Source organism: Collinsella sp. TM10-22, from assembly GCF_003466125.1.
Lineage (GTDB): Bacteria > Actinomycetota > Coriobacteriia > Coriobacteriales > Coriobacteriaceae > Collinsella.
Window position 1 is genome coordinate 56,410 of the sequence record NZ_QSOC01000007.1, and the last position, 16,032, is coordinate 72,441.

The following is a 16,032-nucleotide window of genomic DNA, read 5'->3' on the forward strand; positions in this document are numbered from 1 at the left end:
CGTAACAAAACTAGTCACGCGTCAGCTTGCGGTGGATGCGATGCGGCTGGGCTGCGTCCTCACCCAGGCGCTCGATACGGTTGGCCTGATAGGCCTCAAAGTTGCCCTCGAACCAATACCAGTTGCCCGGATTCTCGTCGGTGCCCTCCCACGCCAGAATGTGCGTGGCGACGCGGTCCAGGAACATACGGTCGTGGCTAATGACCACCGAGCAGCCCGGGAACTCGAGCAGCGCCGCCTCGAGCGAGGACAGTGTCTCGACGTCGAGGTCGTTCGTGGGCTCGTCGAGGAGCAGCAGGTTGCCGCCCTGCTTGAGCGTGAGCGCCAGGTTCAGACGGTTGCGCTCGCCACCGGAGAGTACGCCAGCGCGCTTCTGCTGGTCCTGGCCCTTAAAGCCAAAGCTCGCCACGTACGCGCGGCTGGGGACCTCGGTCTCGCCGACCATCATGTGGTCCAGGCCATCCGAGACGACCTCCCACAGGTTCTTGTCGGGGTCGATGCCAGAACGGTTCTGATCGACATAGGAGATCTTGACGGTCTCACCCACCTCGAGCTCGCCCGAAGTCAGCGGCTCCAGGCCCACGATGGTCTTGAAGAGCGTAGTCTTGCCCACACCGTTGGGGCCGATGACGCCCACGATGCCGTTACGCGGCAGGGTGAAAGAAAGGTCGTCGATGAGCACGCGACCGTCGAATTCCTTGTGCAGGTGATGGGCCTCGAGCACCTTGTTACCCAAACGCGGTCCAACGGGAATGCGGATATCGGTCCAGTCGAGCTTCTGGCTTGCGCGGGCCTCGGCCTCCATCTCCTCGTAGCGAGCCAGACGGGCCTTGTTCTTTGCCTGGCGAGCCTTGGGCGAGCTGCGTACCCACTCGAGCTCGGCCTCCATGCGCTTGGCGAGCTTGGCGTCGCGGTTGCCCTGCGCCTCGATACGGGCGGCCTTGGTCTCCAGATACGTGGAGTAGTTGCCCTTGTAGGGATAAAGGTGACCGCGGTCGACCTCGCAGATCCACTCGGCAACGTTATCCAGGAAGTAGCGATCGTGCGTGACGGCAAGCACCGCGCCCTGGTAGTTGTGCAGGAAGTGCTCGAGCCACAGGATCGACTCGGCGTCCAGGTGGTTCGTGGGCTCGTCGAGCAGCAGCAGGTCGGGAGCTTCGAGCAGCAGCTTGCACAGGGCCACGCGACGGCGCTCGCCGCCGGAAAGTACGTTGACCGGCATGTCGGAATCGGGCAGCTGCAGGGCGTCCATGGCCTGGCCGAGCTTGGAATCGATATCCCAGCCGTCGGCGGCGTCGATCTCGTCCTGGAGCTTTCCCATCTCGGCCATGAGGGCGTCCATGTCGCAATCCGGGTCGCACATCTCCTCGCCGATCTTGTTGAAGCGATCGACTTTGGCGATCATGTCACCAAACGCCATGCGCACGTTCTCGATGACGGTCTTGTCGTCGTCGAGCGGCGGCTCCTGCTGCAGGATACCCACGGTGTAGCCGGGGGTGAGCTTGGCATCGCCGTTGGAGACCTCCTCGATGCCGGCCATGATCTTGAGCAGGGTCGACTTGCCCATACCGTTGGGGCCCACGACGCCGATCTTGGCACCGGGGTAGAAGCTCAGGGTCACGTCGTCAAGGATCACCTTGTCGCCATGGGCCTTGCGAGCCTGATACATCTGGTAGATAAACTCTGCCATTTGCCTGTTCTATCCTTTCTACCTGCTGTTTCCCTATTCTTGATTCGCCTTAGTGGAAACGAAATGAGGGAACCAGCTCTGAAACGTAACGAAAAAGGGGCATGGTTGCCCACACCCCCTAATACTACCTGGGAAAAGTCCCCCGGAACATACTATGAACTGCGTACGCTAGTTTTCCGCAACCTTAACGAGCGGCTCGCTGCGATTTGCGCCACAACAGATATGAATAGACGTAGGCAGCTCCGGCCGAACCAAGCGCCAGAACCGCAATCACCGCGGCGACGACTTCACTCGAAAGCACGCTACCCGCCACGCCCATCACAATCAGGCCAATACCCAGCACCATAAAGCAGGCGCCGCCAAAACGCTGCGTACGGCGCCAGTTCTCGGGATCGGCAAGCGCCCAGGGTGTCTTGATACCGAGCGTATAGTTCTGCTTCACACGCGGCAAGTAGTTGCCTACGCCGATGAACAGCAAACCGACAACACCGGAAATCAGCACGTTAACCGAACCGACCGCCGGCACCACGCCCCAGACCGTAAGCTCTCCCAGCCAGCTTATGGCGCACATGAACAAGGTGAAGGCGATTACGAAGCCCTGGTAGAACTTGCCCGAGGTTCGATATGCCTCACCTTTGGGGTCGATGCGCGGCACCACGCAGAACATTGCGAGAAGCGCCAGAGGCAGCACGCCGAGCGCGGAGGCCATCCAGCTAGGACCCCAACCGTCGACGGCGCCGTTCGCGCCCCAGTGCGTGGGAATCTGCGCAGGCAAGCTCGGCATCACCATGAGGTGCGCTACGACATTGGCGACGCACAGAGCGACCAGCGCAATCCACACGCGCGACGATACCCCCGTGGGGTGAATGCCCTTGTTTTCGTTATTCATCCTTATCACCTTCCGTGTTTGTAAAACCCATAAACCAGCCAATCAAATCCTGCATGACGGTGGTGTTTAAGCTGTATACGATGTTTTGGCCATGGCGCTCGTCGGTCACCAACCCGGCGTTTTTGAGCGTCGCCAAGTGATGGCTCAGCGACGGCTTACTGATATCGAAATGCTCGGCAAGCTCCCCCGCCGTGCAATTGCCCTCGCGCAGCAACTCCAAAATGCGCCGTCGCGTTGGATCGGCAAGCGCCTTAAAACCCTCTCCCGGCATAAGACCTCCTCTCATCATCTCTCATGACGCGCACACTATACTCGATATTTAGATGTTTGTCTAACTATCTAATCTTGTACTCAAAAAAATAGCCGCCTCCGCGTAATGCGAAGACGGCCACTTCTCACGCTACAAACGTGTTTTGGAGTTGGCCAACCCGCTGCAACGGGTGCCATCTGCTTCAATCTTATGCGAACCCCGATCCCATTTCAACAAGCCCAAGGGCTCAAATGGAATCGCGATAATACCTATAATGGTGATAGCTAAAACACGATTCGCTTCCCCATCGGAGGATGTTTATGACCGAAACCGCTGCCGCTCTCGTCGAGACACGCGACACCAAGCTCGAGATCATCATGGGCCGCGAGGCACTCGATAAGCTCGCCGATGCTACGGTGTTGGTGCTCGGCTGCGGAGGCGTGGGCTCCAACTGCTGCGAGGCACTTGCCCGTGGCGGCATCGGTCATTTTGTGATCTTGGACAAGGACATCATCGCGCCCAGCAACATCAACCGCCAGGCTATCGCCTTTCACAGCACCATCGGCAAGCGCAAAGTGGATGTAATGGAAGCCATGATCAACGACATCAACCCCGCCGCCGCTGTCATCAAACGTACCGAATACCTGTTGAGCGACAACATCGACGAGTTCTTCGCGAGCGTTTTGGAGCAGACGGACGGCAAGCTCGACTACGTCGTCGACGCCATCGACACCATCTCGGCCAAGCTCACCATTGCCAAATATGCTCAGGACCACGACATTCGTTTGGTTAGCTCCATGGGCGGGGCCAACAAGCTCCATCCCGAGTGCCTCCGCTTTGCCGACATTTTCGATACGGTACGTGACCCCATGAGCCGCATCATGCGCAAAGAATGTAAGAAGCGCGGAATCAAGAGTCTGCACGTGCTGTTTAGCTGCGAGGAATCGGTTAAGACCCAACCCCGCGACCCGTCCAACATCCACGAGCGTACCGAGTTGGGTACCGCCAGCTTTATGCCGCCCATCATGGGTCAGATGATTGCCGGCGAGGTTATCCGCCAGATCAGTGGACGCGGCACCGAGCGTGTGCGCGCCGACGGCCAACGCCTGGACTAGCGGAGTGCGCCGAGATGGAGCCCCGGTTATTTGATGCACACTGCCATCTTGATTTGATGGCTCACCCGGACGCCGTTGCCGATGAGGCAACGGCGCTGGGCTTGGGTCTATTTGATTGCGGCGTCGATCCACGCGACTTCGCTAGCGCACATGGGCGAACCCGTCGCCCTCCTACCGTCATCAAGGGTATCGGCCTCCATCCCTGGTGGCTCGCCGACGGGCGATGCGGCAACGCAGAAATTGACCTGCTCTGTCAAATTGCCGTCCAAGAGCGCTACATCGGCGAAGTCGGACTCGACCTTTCCGCGCGCTTTGCTGGAAGTGAGCCGCTACAAATACAGGCATTTGACCGACTCTGCGATGCGCTCGTGCAGCATCCTCTTACCGGGCGCGTAATATCAATTCACGCCGTTCGTTCGGCAGGAGCCGTACTGGACGTCCTCGAATCGCATGGACTACTCATCCCAAACTCCAACTCCCCCGCTATCATCTTCCACTGGTTTAGCGGCACTTCGGACGAACTCGCCCGCGCGCGTAATGCGGGCTGTAATTTTTCCGTCAACGAACGCATGCTTGCGTCTAAACGTGGACGCGAATATGCCCGGCAGATTCCACTCGATCGTTTACTGCTCGAGACCGATGCGCCGGCCGAGCCAAACGCAGAAACAAGCGCGCAATCGCTCATCAAATCGCTCACAAGAACCTCAGAACGCATCGCCTCGCTCAAAGACTGTGACGCAAAGCGCATCGAGTCGGCAGTTTTAGCAAATGCGCACTCTGTTTTTGACCTTCGCTAACCCCTGTGGGAAAAAATGCCAAGGGACATGCGAATCGCACCACGCAGTCCCTATTGGAAGGCAGTACAATTCGGCAGCATTACACCAATTCGTGCATGAGATCACGGTTGCGCGCATACAATTCGTCAAAGATATGACGGCGCGACGCATATAACTCGCGGGCAGCCATATCGGGCACGATTGTTTGCGCAACGCCAAGGACTTGGGCGAGCTCATCCCATGATGCATGGGCGCCACCTGCGAGAGCTGCCATGATGGCATCACCGAAGCATGCGCCCACTGTAACCTTGGCAACCGAGACCTCGCGCCCACATACGTCGGCGATAGCTTGCATCCAAACTGGATTCTTGGTTCCACCTCCGACAAGCATAATGCGCCCAATTGGCAGCCCATGCTCTCGCTCGATAATGTCGACATGGGATGCAACGGTATACGCGACGCCTTCCAAGGCGGCGCGAACCATATGGGCTCGCGTATGCCTTCCGGTCAGGCCAAAGAAGACGCCGCGCGCCTCGGGACCGTTGAGCGGAGTACGCTCCCCCGTAAAGTACGGCAGACACAGGAGCCCATCGGCACCCGGCGCCACATCGGCGGCATCATGCGCCATAACCGAATATGCATCGGGGCCACCGTGGCCCTCGGCCTCTACGGCGTCGCAATACAGCTCTTGGCGCAGCTACGATGCGAGCACACCCGCCGTATTGGTCCCCGCGCAGATCCCGTAAGTTCCGGGAATGATAAACGTCCCTGACCACAGGCGGGCATCATCGACCATATGATCAGCTAAGTAGATGAAATACGCCGTGCTCCCCAACTGAACCATCATATCGCCGGGACGGAATACACCCGTCGAAATGGCCTCGGCACCAGAGTCGCCCGTTCCCACTAAGACAGGTGTCCCCGCCGCGAGCCCCGTCGCCTCAGCCGCACGCTGCGACGCTCGCGGACCTCATCGGCAAGCTCGCCCGAAGCGCCACGACCGGCAGCCGAACCGCCGACGACCATCGCATCCGGTAGGCAATTAAGGAGAAGTGAATCGGCAACGTCCACAGTCGAGCGGTCGTTGAGATACCCCCCCCCCCGCTCGTGATGAAGTGAAAAAGCTTAAGGTCGTCCAAGCGCAGCGCCGCCTTGCGACGCATGTTGTTAGCATAATCTCGGTTAATCAGCCCGAGATCACCGGCCCAGGCACCGCAAAAAATGCAGCGCGTGAACTGCGCTTGGCGGCCTCCACGACCCGCGATACGATTCCACCCGGATAATACAACGGATCACCTGACAGAGGACGCAGACTAAACTGAAGGGACTGACCCCGGAGGAGTTCCGGAGCCAGTCCCTTGCGGCGTAGTTCTTATTTAAGCCGTCCAAGTTTTGGGGTGCAGCTCATTATTGCAGGGACGTTACTCCCCCAGCACCTCGACGTACACTTTTCGCTTCTGCGGACCGTCAAACTCCGCAAGATAGATGTTCTGGGCACCTCCGCACACGATGTGGCCATCTTGGACGGGAAAGAAGCAACTGTTTCCACAAATCATGCTCTTGATATGCCCACAGGAGTTGTTACCGGTGGCTCCATAGCTCGGCAGGAAGTGTGCATGCGCATAGGGGGCATCGAGTGGGGCGATGCGATCAAGCGTCTCCATAAGATCCGTCTCCACGCAGGGCAGCCCCTCGTTTACCACGATTCCGCAGGTCGTATGCGACAAAATAATCGCCGCCAAGCCATTGGTCACCGAGCTGCGCTCGATGGCAGCGTGCACGTCCTCGGTAATATCGATGAACTGGTCCGGAGCAGTCGATAGATAGCTCAATGTCTCGAGCGTCACCATGTTCACTCATCCCCTTCAAGAAAACGCAGGGCATTACCCCAGTAGAGCCTTTCTCGCGCATCATCGCGCATGGGCACGGTATCGAGCGCCCGCTTGAGTTTGAATGCACGGAAGCGCGGCGTATTGCTGGCGAACATCACTTGGTGCGATAGCGCGCGCTCATACCACAGCGGCCCCATATCGACCGTGAAAAGACGCTGCATCATCTCCTCGGGCGAATCGATGTAAGTGATAGAGGTGTCCGCGTAGCAGTTGGGATACTTGAGCAGCATCGCCACGGTCTCGCGCACCCACGGCCAGCCAAAATGGGTCAAACTAAAACGCACATTTGGATGCGTTGCGATTGTGTGCTCAAATGCAAGCGGGTTACTGCGCGAGAGCTCTGCGCCCGGCTCCCAAGACATACCGGCATGGAAAACCACCGGCTTGTTATAGCGCTCGCACAGTTCGTAAAGCGGCTCGGCCACAGCATCATCGGGGGCAAAACCCTGCTTTGCAGGATGCAGGCAAAGCCCCTTTGCCCCCAACTCGGTAAAAGCGCGCTCCAATTCGTCTGCGGCACCGCTCATCTGCGGGTCTACGCTCGCAAATCCCCACAGACGATCGGGATGTGCGGCAACCAGCATGGCAATCTGGTCATTGGTGCCAAAGTGCCCTCCGCATGCCGTGGTTACATCGAGCGGCATGAGCACGCTCTTCTGCACATCGCAGACGTCCATCTCGACTTGAAGCTCATCCCAATCCATGGGGCCCATATGCCCCATACCAAATTCTCGTGACCAAAAACCGAATCCATCAGGCTCATCACCCGGCGTACAGATCTCGCCGTAGAGCATAGGATGGACCAACATGTCGATAACCATTTCGTACTCCTTTCCAGGCATTTGACCCTAGTACGGCTCAAAAGAACCAATCACTCGGGACGACAGCTCGGCGCCCGCCTTCATACACGCCGGAATATCAAGGCCATCGATCACGCCCTTGGTAAACCCGGCGATATACGAGTCGCCGGCACCCACGGTATTAACGACCTTCTCCGCCGGCACGATCCCGCACTCATAGAAGCGCTCACCGTCATAGGCAATGCTTCCCTTCTCGCCAAGCGTGGCAACCGCAACGCGCGGCCCCAATTCCTGCGCGTGACGTACCCAGTCTCGCAGCTCCGGAGTGTCATCTTCAAACGACATAAATGCGTAGTCAACGTAGGGAAAATGATTCTCGCAGGCATATTCGGGATCCTGGCTGAACACCGAGAAGTCCATAACCACCGTCTTGCCCGCATCATGCCACTCGGGCAGGAGGTCCAAACAATTGCCAAACAGGTCGGTATGAATGATGTCATGCTCTAGGATAAACGCCCGGTCGTCTTCATTCGGTCGATATGTCTCCATTACGCCATCGATTGCCTCGAGATGCACACGATCGACGCCGTCTTTCAATGCCATGAGCATCACCGAAGTGTCGCCATCCTCCACCCGCAGGTGTGAGATATCGAACCCCTCAGCGGCCAGCGCCTCCCTCATCTTGTCTCCGTACTCGTCCTTGCCGACAACCGACACGGCGGATACCGAAACGCCCATTCGTGCAAGATGGATACCCCAGTCAATGCCGTTACCAGTCGGATAGAACACGCCGATGTTTTGATAGACGTCCGCGCAGCAAAAACCAGCCGCACACGCTTTAATACCCATACTCTTCTCCAATGTTCAAAAGGGGACCCACCACATAACGAGCCCCCCTTTTTGCGTTTCGCTTATTGTTTTGCATCGGCTGTCCAAGGCCTCATAGCCAGACCGCCGTACGCTTTCTTAAGCTATTCGACGATTGGTGCTCCGTGGCCCCAAGAGCCTTCCATGCCGCACACGGTCGAGGCAAACCCGGCAGCAAAATCGAGCGCGCGCTCGATGGCCTCGGCGCCATCCTCACCACGCTTGGCGGAATCGAGATAGCACATCAAAAATGAGGTGAGGAACGAGTCGCCCGCCCCCATGGTGTCCTTCATGTCCGTTACCGGTTTAGCCAGCTGGCGGTAATAACGCTCGCCGTCGTAAGCAATGCAGCCCTCGGCACCCGCCGTAGCCGACACAAAACGCGGACCCAGGCCCTTCACCCATGCCAGACGCTCGCGAATCTCGTCCTCACTCGCGGCATCCGCCGCACTAAAGAAAGCAAAATCGACGTAGGGCGCAATCTGCTCGTAGTACTCGTCGGTGGAGTCGTCCGAAAAGTCAAAAGAGACCGTGACGCCCGCAGCCTTCAACTTGGGCAGCTCGCGCTCGGTAAAGCAATAGTTGCCCGAATGAACCACATCGAACTGCTTCATGTACGAAAGGTCAAAGCGATCGAGGACATAGCGCGCATCGCCACGGATACCGCCCTCGTTGGAGCCGAGGAAGACACGGTCACCGTCAACGACGGTCACGCGAGCCGCTCCGTTCTCGCCAATCATCTGCTCGCACTTGTCAAGTTCGATACCCTCATCCTCGAGGCTTGCAATGACATGCTCGGCAGCGGCGTCATTGCCAAAAATGCCCATGTATGCGGAGCGTGCGGCACCGCATTTCTTGGCATAAACGGCGAAGTTCACCGCGTTGCCGCCAGGATACATGGTGTGGATATGCTCGTAGCGATCGACGACGTTGTCGCCAAATCCGAGCGCGTTAACGTTAAATGCCATGGTATTTACCCCTCTAGTACTCGACGACGCCCATGTAGCGACGGAAATCGGGATCATGGTCAAACACCTTGCCGCGTGCGGCACGCAGCTCGCAGTTCATGGCGTAGAACAGCACCGGGTCCAGATAGGCACGGACGCTCGCCGGCACGGCTTCCATACCGTACTCCTTGGCATCGAGCACCATCAGCGTATCGGTATGCGTCTTAAGGAACGCCAGGGCGCGCTCGTCCATAGCACGGCACTCGCTGGAGCCCATCTGCAGGAAGTAAAAAACGCCATCCTGAGTAGCCTCGAAGGGGCCATGGAAGTACTCGGCAGAGTGGATGTAGCTGCAGTGCTGCCACTGCATCTCCATAAGAGAGCAGATAGCGAAACCGTAGGTCTGGCTAAAGTTGGGACCGCTGCCCAGAATATAGAAGAACTCATGCTCCTGGCAAAGCTTGGCAAAACGATCGCCCAGCTCGGCATTTACCTTCTCGCGTGCCGGGGGAAGAATCTTATCCATCTCGGCGATACCGGCATACATATCGGCAAGATCGGCGTAGCCCTCCTGCTGATCGAGCAGCTCTGCCGCAAGCGACAGCGAAATGCCAGCGGGGACCTCGGCCTGCGGCACACCCTCGCCCCACGGGTAGACCCACGTGGTCCACTTGCCGGAGTCAATCTTGGATCCAGCGTTGTCGGTCTGGGCGATTACCGTAGCGCCGGCAGCAAGGGCAATCTCACAGCCCTCGACGACCTCGGGGGTGTTGCCACTGTGGCTGCAAGCAATGACCAGGGATTTCTCACCCAAGCGGCGTGGGCGCATGATATCAAACTCGCGAGCCGTATAGATATACGAAGTGAAGGTGGTTGCCTCGCGCTGCAGAAGCTCATGAGCCGGGATCAAATCGATCATGGAACCACCGCAAGCAATCCAGTAGACGCTGTCAAACTTGCCCTTCTCGGCAATTGCCTCTTTGATCAGATCGTGTGCGTTCATATCCAGTTCCTTTCTTGTTTAGTCCGCAATCAATGACGTTGGCTGCGTGGCCGATAGTTGTTTTAGTCAATCAGATATTTCTCGAATGCGGCCATGTTCTTGGCATCTGCCGCCGCCGGGTCATCGTAGTAACGGCCGTCCGTGATTTCCTGGCCCAGCATGCCGTCGAAACCATGGGCGTTGAGTGTGGCGACGAAGGCGTCCATATCGCGCTTGCCATCGCCCCACACCAGATGGCCATACGGGTCGCCGTCGATAAAGTGCATCTCGTGAATTGCCCCATCACCAAAGGCGGCAAACCAGTCCTCAAGCGTCTCGCCTGCAACGCCCATCGCGGTTGTATCAACCATGGGCTGTAAGTACGGGCTCGCGACCTCGTCAATCATGCGCTTCGCATCGGAAACCGTCGTCACAAGGTTGCTCTCCTCGGGACGCAGGCTTTCCATCGTAAGCACCAGACCGTGCTCGCCGGCATACTCCGCCAGAATGGACAAGTGCTCGCGGCTGCGCTTCCAGGCTTCCTCGCGGTCCTCGTCCCAGTCGCCCCAGCCCGAGTTGACGGACATACGGTCGCACCCAAGTACCCCGGCAAGCTCAATGCCGTGCTTAAAGTACGCCAGGCTGCGCTGTTCATGCAGCGGTTTGCGTGCGCAGTACTGCCAAGGATAGACAACATTCTCGGGGCACAGAGTACGATACCTAAGCCCACGGTCTGCAGCTTTTTTCGCCAGGGCCTCAGCCTCAAAGTAGCCCGTATGGTCGAGTGTCACATGCGGCTCTGCACACCACAGCTCAATGGACTCAAAGCCCAAACGCTGCTGCACATCAAGGAAGTAATCGAGCGACCACATGATGTAGTGGATATTCATGCCCGCAATCTGTTCGCGGCGCAGCGTCGGCTTGGATTCAGACATCTTATGCCTCCCTATTTCTATCGAACACGATTTGTCCGTCCGACATCGTCATATCAACCGCAAGATTGCGTGCGTCGTGATAATCGAGGTCGAACACATCCCGATCGAGCACGCAGATATCGGCAAGCTTGCCGACCTCGAGCGTACCCAGCTCGTCTTCGCGCATCAGATCGTACGCGCCGCCGGCAGTCCAAGCGCGCAAGAGCTCGACAAGTGTCAGCGCGTTGGCCTCATTCACGGGCAGTCCATCGTCGAAGTATCCGCCGCACGCGCTGTAGATTGACTCGCCCAGGCTCGGAATCAGCAGCGGCAAATCCGTACCACAGCACACCGTGCATCCGGAATCTTCCATGCCGCGGCGATTCCAGCTGTGCAAAAGTCGCGTCTCGCCAATTTGTCGACACATCATCGACAGGCAATCCTCGCGCCGGTCCAGCGTCAAAATCTGCGGATAGACCTCGCAAATTCCACCTAACTTGCCAAACTCGACAAGATCGGTCGGATCAGAGTTCTCGAGATCGGTAATCGCATGGCGGCGAAGCAACCGTCCATGCTCGTCTCGAGGCAGCGAGGCATAGAGCGCCACGGTGCGACGAACGGCGCCATCGCCCTGGCAATGCAAGGAATATCGGAAGCCGTCAGCATCAATTGCGCGCAGCTCGTTCTCAATCAGATCCCACTCGGGCTCCTCGACAACCGTCTTGCCGGCAGCGCCCGCATCGGCCGTGTCCTCATAGGGGTCAATCATCTCGGCAAGCCCCGCCCATACGCCGCGATCGGTCATACGGTTGAAGCCAGAAAAACGAACGAACGGACCCCGGAAGCGCTCTCGTGCCTCGCGAGCATATGACAGATTTGCACCGGCACCCACCGGCTGCGACATCATAGAGACGCGAACCGTCAGCTCACCAGATTCCTCACGGCGAGCCATTTCGTCGGCAAAACCGTAGTAGTCATCAAACGCCATCTCCTTGATGGCGGTAACGCCGCGCTCGTTAAGCATGCCCATGTAGTCCGAATACCCCGCACGTACCTCGGGCAGCGAGAGGAAATCGCTCATCATGCGCCAGATCTTCTCGGCATAACACGCCTGGGGTGTGAAGCCGTATCGCGCACTGGCGGCAGCATTGAGAACGCAGGTCTCCGCACCCGGTGTAAAGCAGACGACAGGGATATCGCCAAAACAATCGTCAAACACAGCTGCCGTATTTGCGTTCTCGGCATCCGATGCCAACGTTTCGGGCAGGTTGTGGCCAAAAGCCGCCGCGCAATCCGGATGATCTTCTTTCCATGCACGCAAGAGCGACACGGCCTCTTTGGCATCAGCGATGCCGGACAGATCAGACCCCAACGTCCGCAGCGCCCAGCCTGTATAGAAGGTATGCACATCGATCAGGCCAGGCATGACAGTGCGGTCGCCCAGGTCAACTACCTCGTCCGCCTGGGTCAAATACGAAGCTACCTCACACTTGGTGCCAACCGCCTCAATTCGATTGTCACGGACCGCTACGAAACCTTCAAACGGCAGGTCCCCCGTACCGGTAAAGACGCTCTTAGACGTCAGGACCGTCAAACGATCGGACATTATAATCACCTACGCCGGAAGCATGCCAGAAATGGCAGTAATGACCAAGCCAAACACGACCATGAAGATGAAGAACTTCCAAATGGTCTTCCACCATTGGCCAAACGAAATCTTAGCCACGCCAAGGCCGGCAACCGTCATGCCCGCCACGGGACTGATGGTGTTGATGGTCTGGTTGGCAAACTGGAGCGCGGTAACGGCCGCCTCGGGATTGAGGCCCATGAGCTCGGTCAGGGGGCCCATAACGGGCATGGTGAGTGCCGCCAGGCCAGAACTCGAGGGAACCAGCAAAGAGAGCAGGCCAAGGACGATATACATAAACGTGGTGTAGACGGCGGCGGGTGCACCGGCGAGCGCAGTAGCGAGCACCTGGAGGATGGTGTCGATGATCATGCCGCCTTCGGCGATGACCAGAATACCGCGAGCGATACCGATAACGATGGCGGCGTACGCAAAGTCGGCGAGGCCTTTAACGAACTCCTCAGCAATCGTCTGCTGGTCAAGACCGCCCAGGATACCGGCAAGCAAGCCCATGCCAAGGAACACGGCGGAAATCTCATTCATGTACCAACCCTGGGTAACAAGACCCCAGACGATAATGCCCATACCGCAAGCAAAATCGATAAGCACGAGCTTCTGACGGATAGTGAACTCTTCCTCGATGGAGGCATCGATCACGGAAAACTCGATACGCTTGAGCTTATCGTCCTCGTACGTAATGGACGACTCGGGGTTTTTCTTGACGCGCATGGCGTAGCGCATGGCCCATGCGATACCGACGGCAGTGAAGATGACCCAAGAAACGGCGCGCAGCCACAGTTGCGGATTGCCCTCGATGCCAATGATGCCTTGGGCGATCAAAACATTAAACGGGTCGATGGTCGAAGCGCAATATCCCAGGTTAGGACCAAGGAAGCAGATGATGAATGCCGTCATCGAGTCATAACCGATACCCATCATGATGGGAATGAAGATGGCATAGAACGGCAGGGCTTCCTCAGACATACCAAACGTGGTGCCGCAAATGGACAGCAACGTCATCGTGATGGGAATGATGAGGATGTCCTTGTTCTTGAGCTTTTTAATCACACGGCTCATACCGGCATTCAAAGCGTTGGTCTTGGTGATAATTGCGAACGATCCGCCAATCAATAAGACAAACGCAACGACGTCGGCAGCCTCCTGGATGCCCTTAGTGGGCGCTTGCAGGACCGCGAAGATATCCTGACCCAGATTGATGGTCTCGCCGGTCTCGGAATCTGTGTAGTTCTTATCGACCTGTTCATAGGTTCCAGCAACGGCGACTTCACGCTCGCCCGCCGCTGTCGAAATCGTCTTGCGCTGATACTGACCAGAGGGAACGATCCAAGTCAAGACCGCAAAGACAACGATCAGCAAGAACATGATCGTATAGACATGCGGTAATTTGAACTTAAAACGTCTGTTTGTCTTCTTCGCCTTCGTATCTGACATAGATACCTCCAAAGAACTCGAGACTGCATCGCATCTCGCTTCAACGTTTGCACAAGGCAAACGTTCTACGACGTTCTATAGATTACCAGCAGCTTTTCTCGTCATCAAGATAATTTCAAACTGATTGCCGCAACGCGGTTGAACGGTTGCGTTTGCGCCGTGAACGGTATGGAAACGTCCGGTGAGATGATTCGCCGGACGTTTCCATACGCAATGTCCTAGATGTCAAAAACGTAGCGAGACCCAACGATCCGCTGACGACCGATGATAAACGGCCGCCGCTGCTCATCGAAAAAGAAGGCTTCCATATAAAACATGGGTTCGCCAACGGGAACTGCCAACAACCGAGCGACCTCGGGCGACGCGCACGCGATCTCAAGCGTGCATGGGTCGGTAAACGCGGGCGTGCGGCCCGTCCGGTTGCGCACGAACTCAAAAATGGATTGGTTAGATAGAGGTGCCGTTGATAGATAGGCGTTGTCCTCGTAAACATATATGTTGTTCTCGAGCATGACAGGGACGCCATCGGCAGTACGCACGCGCTCAACGCAGATCAAGTCAGTTCCAACGGGAACACCAAAGAACTGTGCTTCGGTGGAATCCGCCGGCAGTATCTTTCTCGAAATGACACGCGCCCCCGGTTCCATTCCGTTAGCGCGGCATGCGTCCGAAAAACTCTGGACGTCATCCTTCTGGCGAATCTTGCGCTTGAGCTTGGGGGCATTGACAAACGTGCCTTTCCCCTGTCGCTTCGTTAGATAGCCCTGTTGGACGAGCTCCTCAATAGCGCGTCGCACGGTAACGCGGCCAACTTTATAGCTCTCAGCCAATTCGAATTCGTTGGGTATCCGCGTGCCTGCCTTGTAGGCACCGGAGTTGATTTCGTTTTTGATGATATCGATAACCTGTTGGTACAGCGGTATCGCTGCTTTACCGTCAGTTAGCCCTTCAGTCGGTGGCATATACCCTCTCCAAGCGCAATTAAGTCTAAAACGGGCTTAGGGGCATTCAACAAGTCCTTAAGCCCGCATTAGCTTAAAGTATGCTAGGTGTCGCACCAAAATGTCGGCAATTTACTCATCAGACCCGAAAAACGCGCAACTACCGCGCTCCTAAGAAAGCGTGAGCAGTTCCGGCAGCTGGTCGATAATCTTGTCCGCGGCATCCTGGCTAAAGCCAAAGCGCTCCTCGCGCTTGGCAATCACCGTTAACCCCGCGCGTTTGCCGGCAGTGATACCAGGCACCGAATCCTCAACACAGCAGCAACGGTCCGCAGGCAGCCCCAACAGATCCAGCGCATGCAGGTAGATGTCGGGCTCGGGCTTGCTCTCCTTAAACTGTTCGCCGCTCACCACATACTCAAAGGCATCCGACAGCCCGCATGCATCGAGCACTTCCTCGATGCTGTCCATGGGAGACGAACTCGCCAGCGCCACGCGAACGCCGCGGCGCGGCAACTCTCGAATCGTATCCACAGCGCCCGGGTTAATCAAAGCCTGGTAGTCACGCGGACGCTTATGCGCCCACTCGTCCCAACGGGCCAACGCTTCCTCGCCAGTGAAGTGCCCTTTACCGGCGCGTTCAAACCAATCGACCAGCATATGCAGGAAGAACTGATGCGAGGTGCCAATCTGCCCGTTCAGCTCCTCTTGGGTCAGGTTCAACCCAAGCTCCTTGGCAAACGCGGCAGTCTCCCCCAGGTAGTAATACTCGGTATCGACGATGACGCCATCCATGTCAAAGATAACGGCGTCGAACGGAAATGCGGACACGGCACCCTCCCTAACAAAAGGACGCCCGCGAGCAGGCGCCCGAACCATGCATTAATCGG

At 57.3% G+C, this 16,032-nt stretch carries 16 protein-coding genes and 1 pseudogene; 3 read left to right on the forward strand and 14 right to left on the reverse strand.

The window, feature by feature from the left end; translation table 11 throughout:
• Positions 1–10: 10 nt before the first annotated feature.
• The 3 genes from ettA to DXD94_RS08100 all read right to left on the reverse strand — a co-directional run bounded on the left by ettA (position 11) and on the right by DXD94_RS08100 (position 2,850).
• Complete coding sequence (gene ettA / locus DXD94_RS08090; protein ID WP_117763769.1) at positions 11–1,690, reverse strand: energy-dependent translational throttle protein EttA; 1,680 nt, start codon at positions 1,688–1,690, stop codon at positions 11–13.
• A 184-nt stretch (positions 1,691–1,874) separates the two neighbouring features.
• Positions 1,875–2,579 carry an SdpI family protein gene (locus DXD94_RS08095; protein WP_117763770.1) on the reverse strand — a complete coding sequence of 235 codons (705 nt, stop codon included), beginning with the start codon at positions 2,577–2,579 and terminating at the stop codon, positions 1,875–1,877.
• Entirely contained in the window at positions 2,572–2,850 is a 279-nt protein-coding gene (locus DXD94_RS08100) for an autorepressor SdpR family transcription factor (protein ID WP_022094448.1), read from the reverse strand. The genes DXD94_RS08095 and DXD94_RS08100 overlap by 8 nt, the downstream gene beginning before the upstream one ends.
• 299 nt (positions 2,851–3,149) lie before the next feature.
• On the opposite strand from DXD94_RS08100, the gene DXD94_RS08105 reads away from it, so the two are divergent.
• Both DXD94_RS08105 and DXD94_RS08110 read left to right on the forward strand, forming a co-directional pair.
• Positions 3,150–3,944, forward strand: a complete 795-nt coding sequence (locus DXD94_RS08105) for a ThiF family adenylyltransferase (protein WP_117763771.1) — start codon at positions 3,150–3,152, stop codon at positions 3,942–3,944.
• Positions 3,945–3,958: 14 nt separating this feature from the next.
• A complete protein-coding gene (locus DXD94_RS08110) occupies positions 3,959–4,741 on the forward strand; it encodes a TatD family hydrolase (RefSeq protein ID WP_117735288.1) in 783 nt (260 codons plus the stop codon).
• A gap of 79 nt (positions 4,742–4,820) precedes the next feature.
• Here DXD94_RS08110 and DXD94_RS09890 read toward each other — a convergent pair whose 3' ends face one another.
• Positions 4,821–5,417, reverse strand: coding sequence for an FGGY-family carbohydrate kinase (locus tag DXD94_RS09890; protein WP_370446338.1), 597 nt, complete (start codon positions 5,415–5,417; stop codon positions 4,821–4,823).
• A gap of 606 nt (positions 5,418–6,023) precedes the next feature.
• Between DXD94_RS09890 and DXD94_RS09980 the strand changes: the two are divergent.
• Positions 6,024–6,089, forward strand: a pseudogene (locus DXD94_RS09980) (IS3 family transposase); the annotation flags it as partial.
• A 52-nt stretch (positions 6,090–6,141) separates the two neighbouring features.
• On the opposite strand, the gene DXD94_RS08120 reads toward DXD94_RS09980, so the two are convergent.
• The 10 genes from DXD94_RS08120 to DXD94_RS08165 form a co-directional block, all read right to left on the reverse strand.
• Complete coding sequence (locus tag DXD94_RS08120) at positions 6,142–6,570, reverse strand: secondary thiamine-phosphate synthase enzyme YjbQ (RefSeq protein WP_117735290.1); 429 nt, start codon at positions 6,568–6,570, stop codon at positions 6,142–6,144.
• A 2-nt stretch (positions 6,571–6,572) separates the two neighbouring features.
• Positions 6,573–7,433: an amidohydrolase family protein gene (locus DXD94_RS08125; protein WP_233539374.1), complete on the reverse strand. Its 861-nt coding sequence runs from the start codon at positions 7,431–7,433 to the stop codon at positions 6,573–6,575.
• A 27-nt stretch (positions 7,434–7,460) separates the two neighbouring features.
• Positions 7,461–8,261: a fructoselysine 6-kinase gene (gene frlD, locus DXD94_RS08130; RefSeq protein WP_117637477.1), complete on the reverse strand. Its 801-nt coding sequence runs from the start codon at positions 8,259–8,261 to the stop codon at positions 7,461–7,463.
• Positions 8,262–8,383: 122 nt separating this feature from the next.
• Entirely contained in the window at positions 8,384–9,247 is an 864-nt protein-coding gene (locus tag DXD94_RS08135; RefSeq protein WP_035138847.1) for a PfkB family carbohydrate kinase, read from the reverse strand.
• A 13-nt stretch (positions 9,248–9,260) separates the two neighbouring features.
• Positions 9,261–10,229 (reverse strand): SIS domain-containing protein, encoded by a 969-nt coding sequence (locus tag DXD94_RS08140; protein ID WP_022094440.1) that lies wholly within the window; start codon positions 10,227–10,229, stop codon positions 9,261–9,263.
• A 62-nt stretch (positions 10,230–10,291) separates the two neighbouring features.
• Complete coding sequence (locus tag DXD94_RS08145) at positions 10,292–11,143, reverse strand: sugar phosphate isomerase/epimerase (protein WP_117763773.1); 852 nt, start codon at positions 11,141–11,143, stop codon at positions 10,292–10,294.
• A 1-nt stretch (position 11,144) separates the two neighbouring features.
• Entirely contained in the window at positions 11,145–12,728 is a 1,584-nt protein-coding gene (locus tag DXD94_RS08150; RefSeq protein WP_117735293.1) for an amidohydrolase, read from the reverse strand.
• Positions 12,729–12,737: 9 nt separating this feature from the next.
• Positions 12,738–14,201 (reverse strand): YfcC family protein, encoded by a 1,464-nt coding sequence (locus DXD94_RS08155; protein ID WP_117763774.1) that lies wholly within the window; start codon positions 14,199–14,201, stop codon positions 12,738–12,740.
• Positions 14,202–14,419: 218 nt separating this feature from the next.
• Positions 14,420–15,163, reverse strand: coding sequence for a GntR family transcriptional regulator (locus DXD94_RS08160; protein ID WP_117763775.1), 744 nt, complete (start codon positions 15,161–15,163; stop codon positions 14,420–14,422).
• Between the two features lie 150 nt (positions 15,164–15,313).
• Positions 15,314–15,973, reverse strand: a complete 660-nt coding sequence (locus DXD94_RS08165) for an HAD family hydrolase (protein ID WP_369831507.1) — start codon at positions 15,971–15,973, stop codon at positions 15,314–15,316.
• Positions 15,974–16,032: the final 59 nt, after the last annotated feature.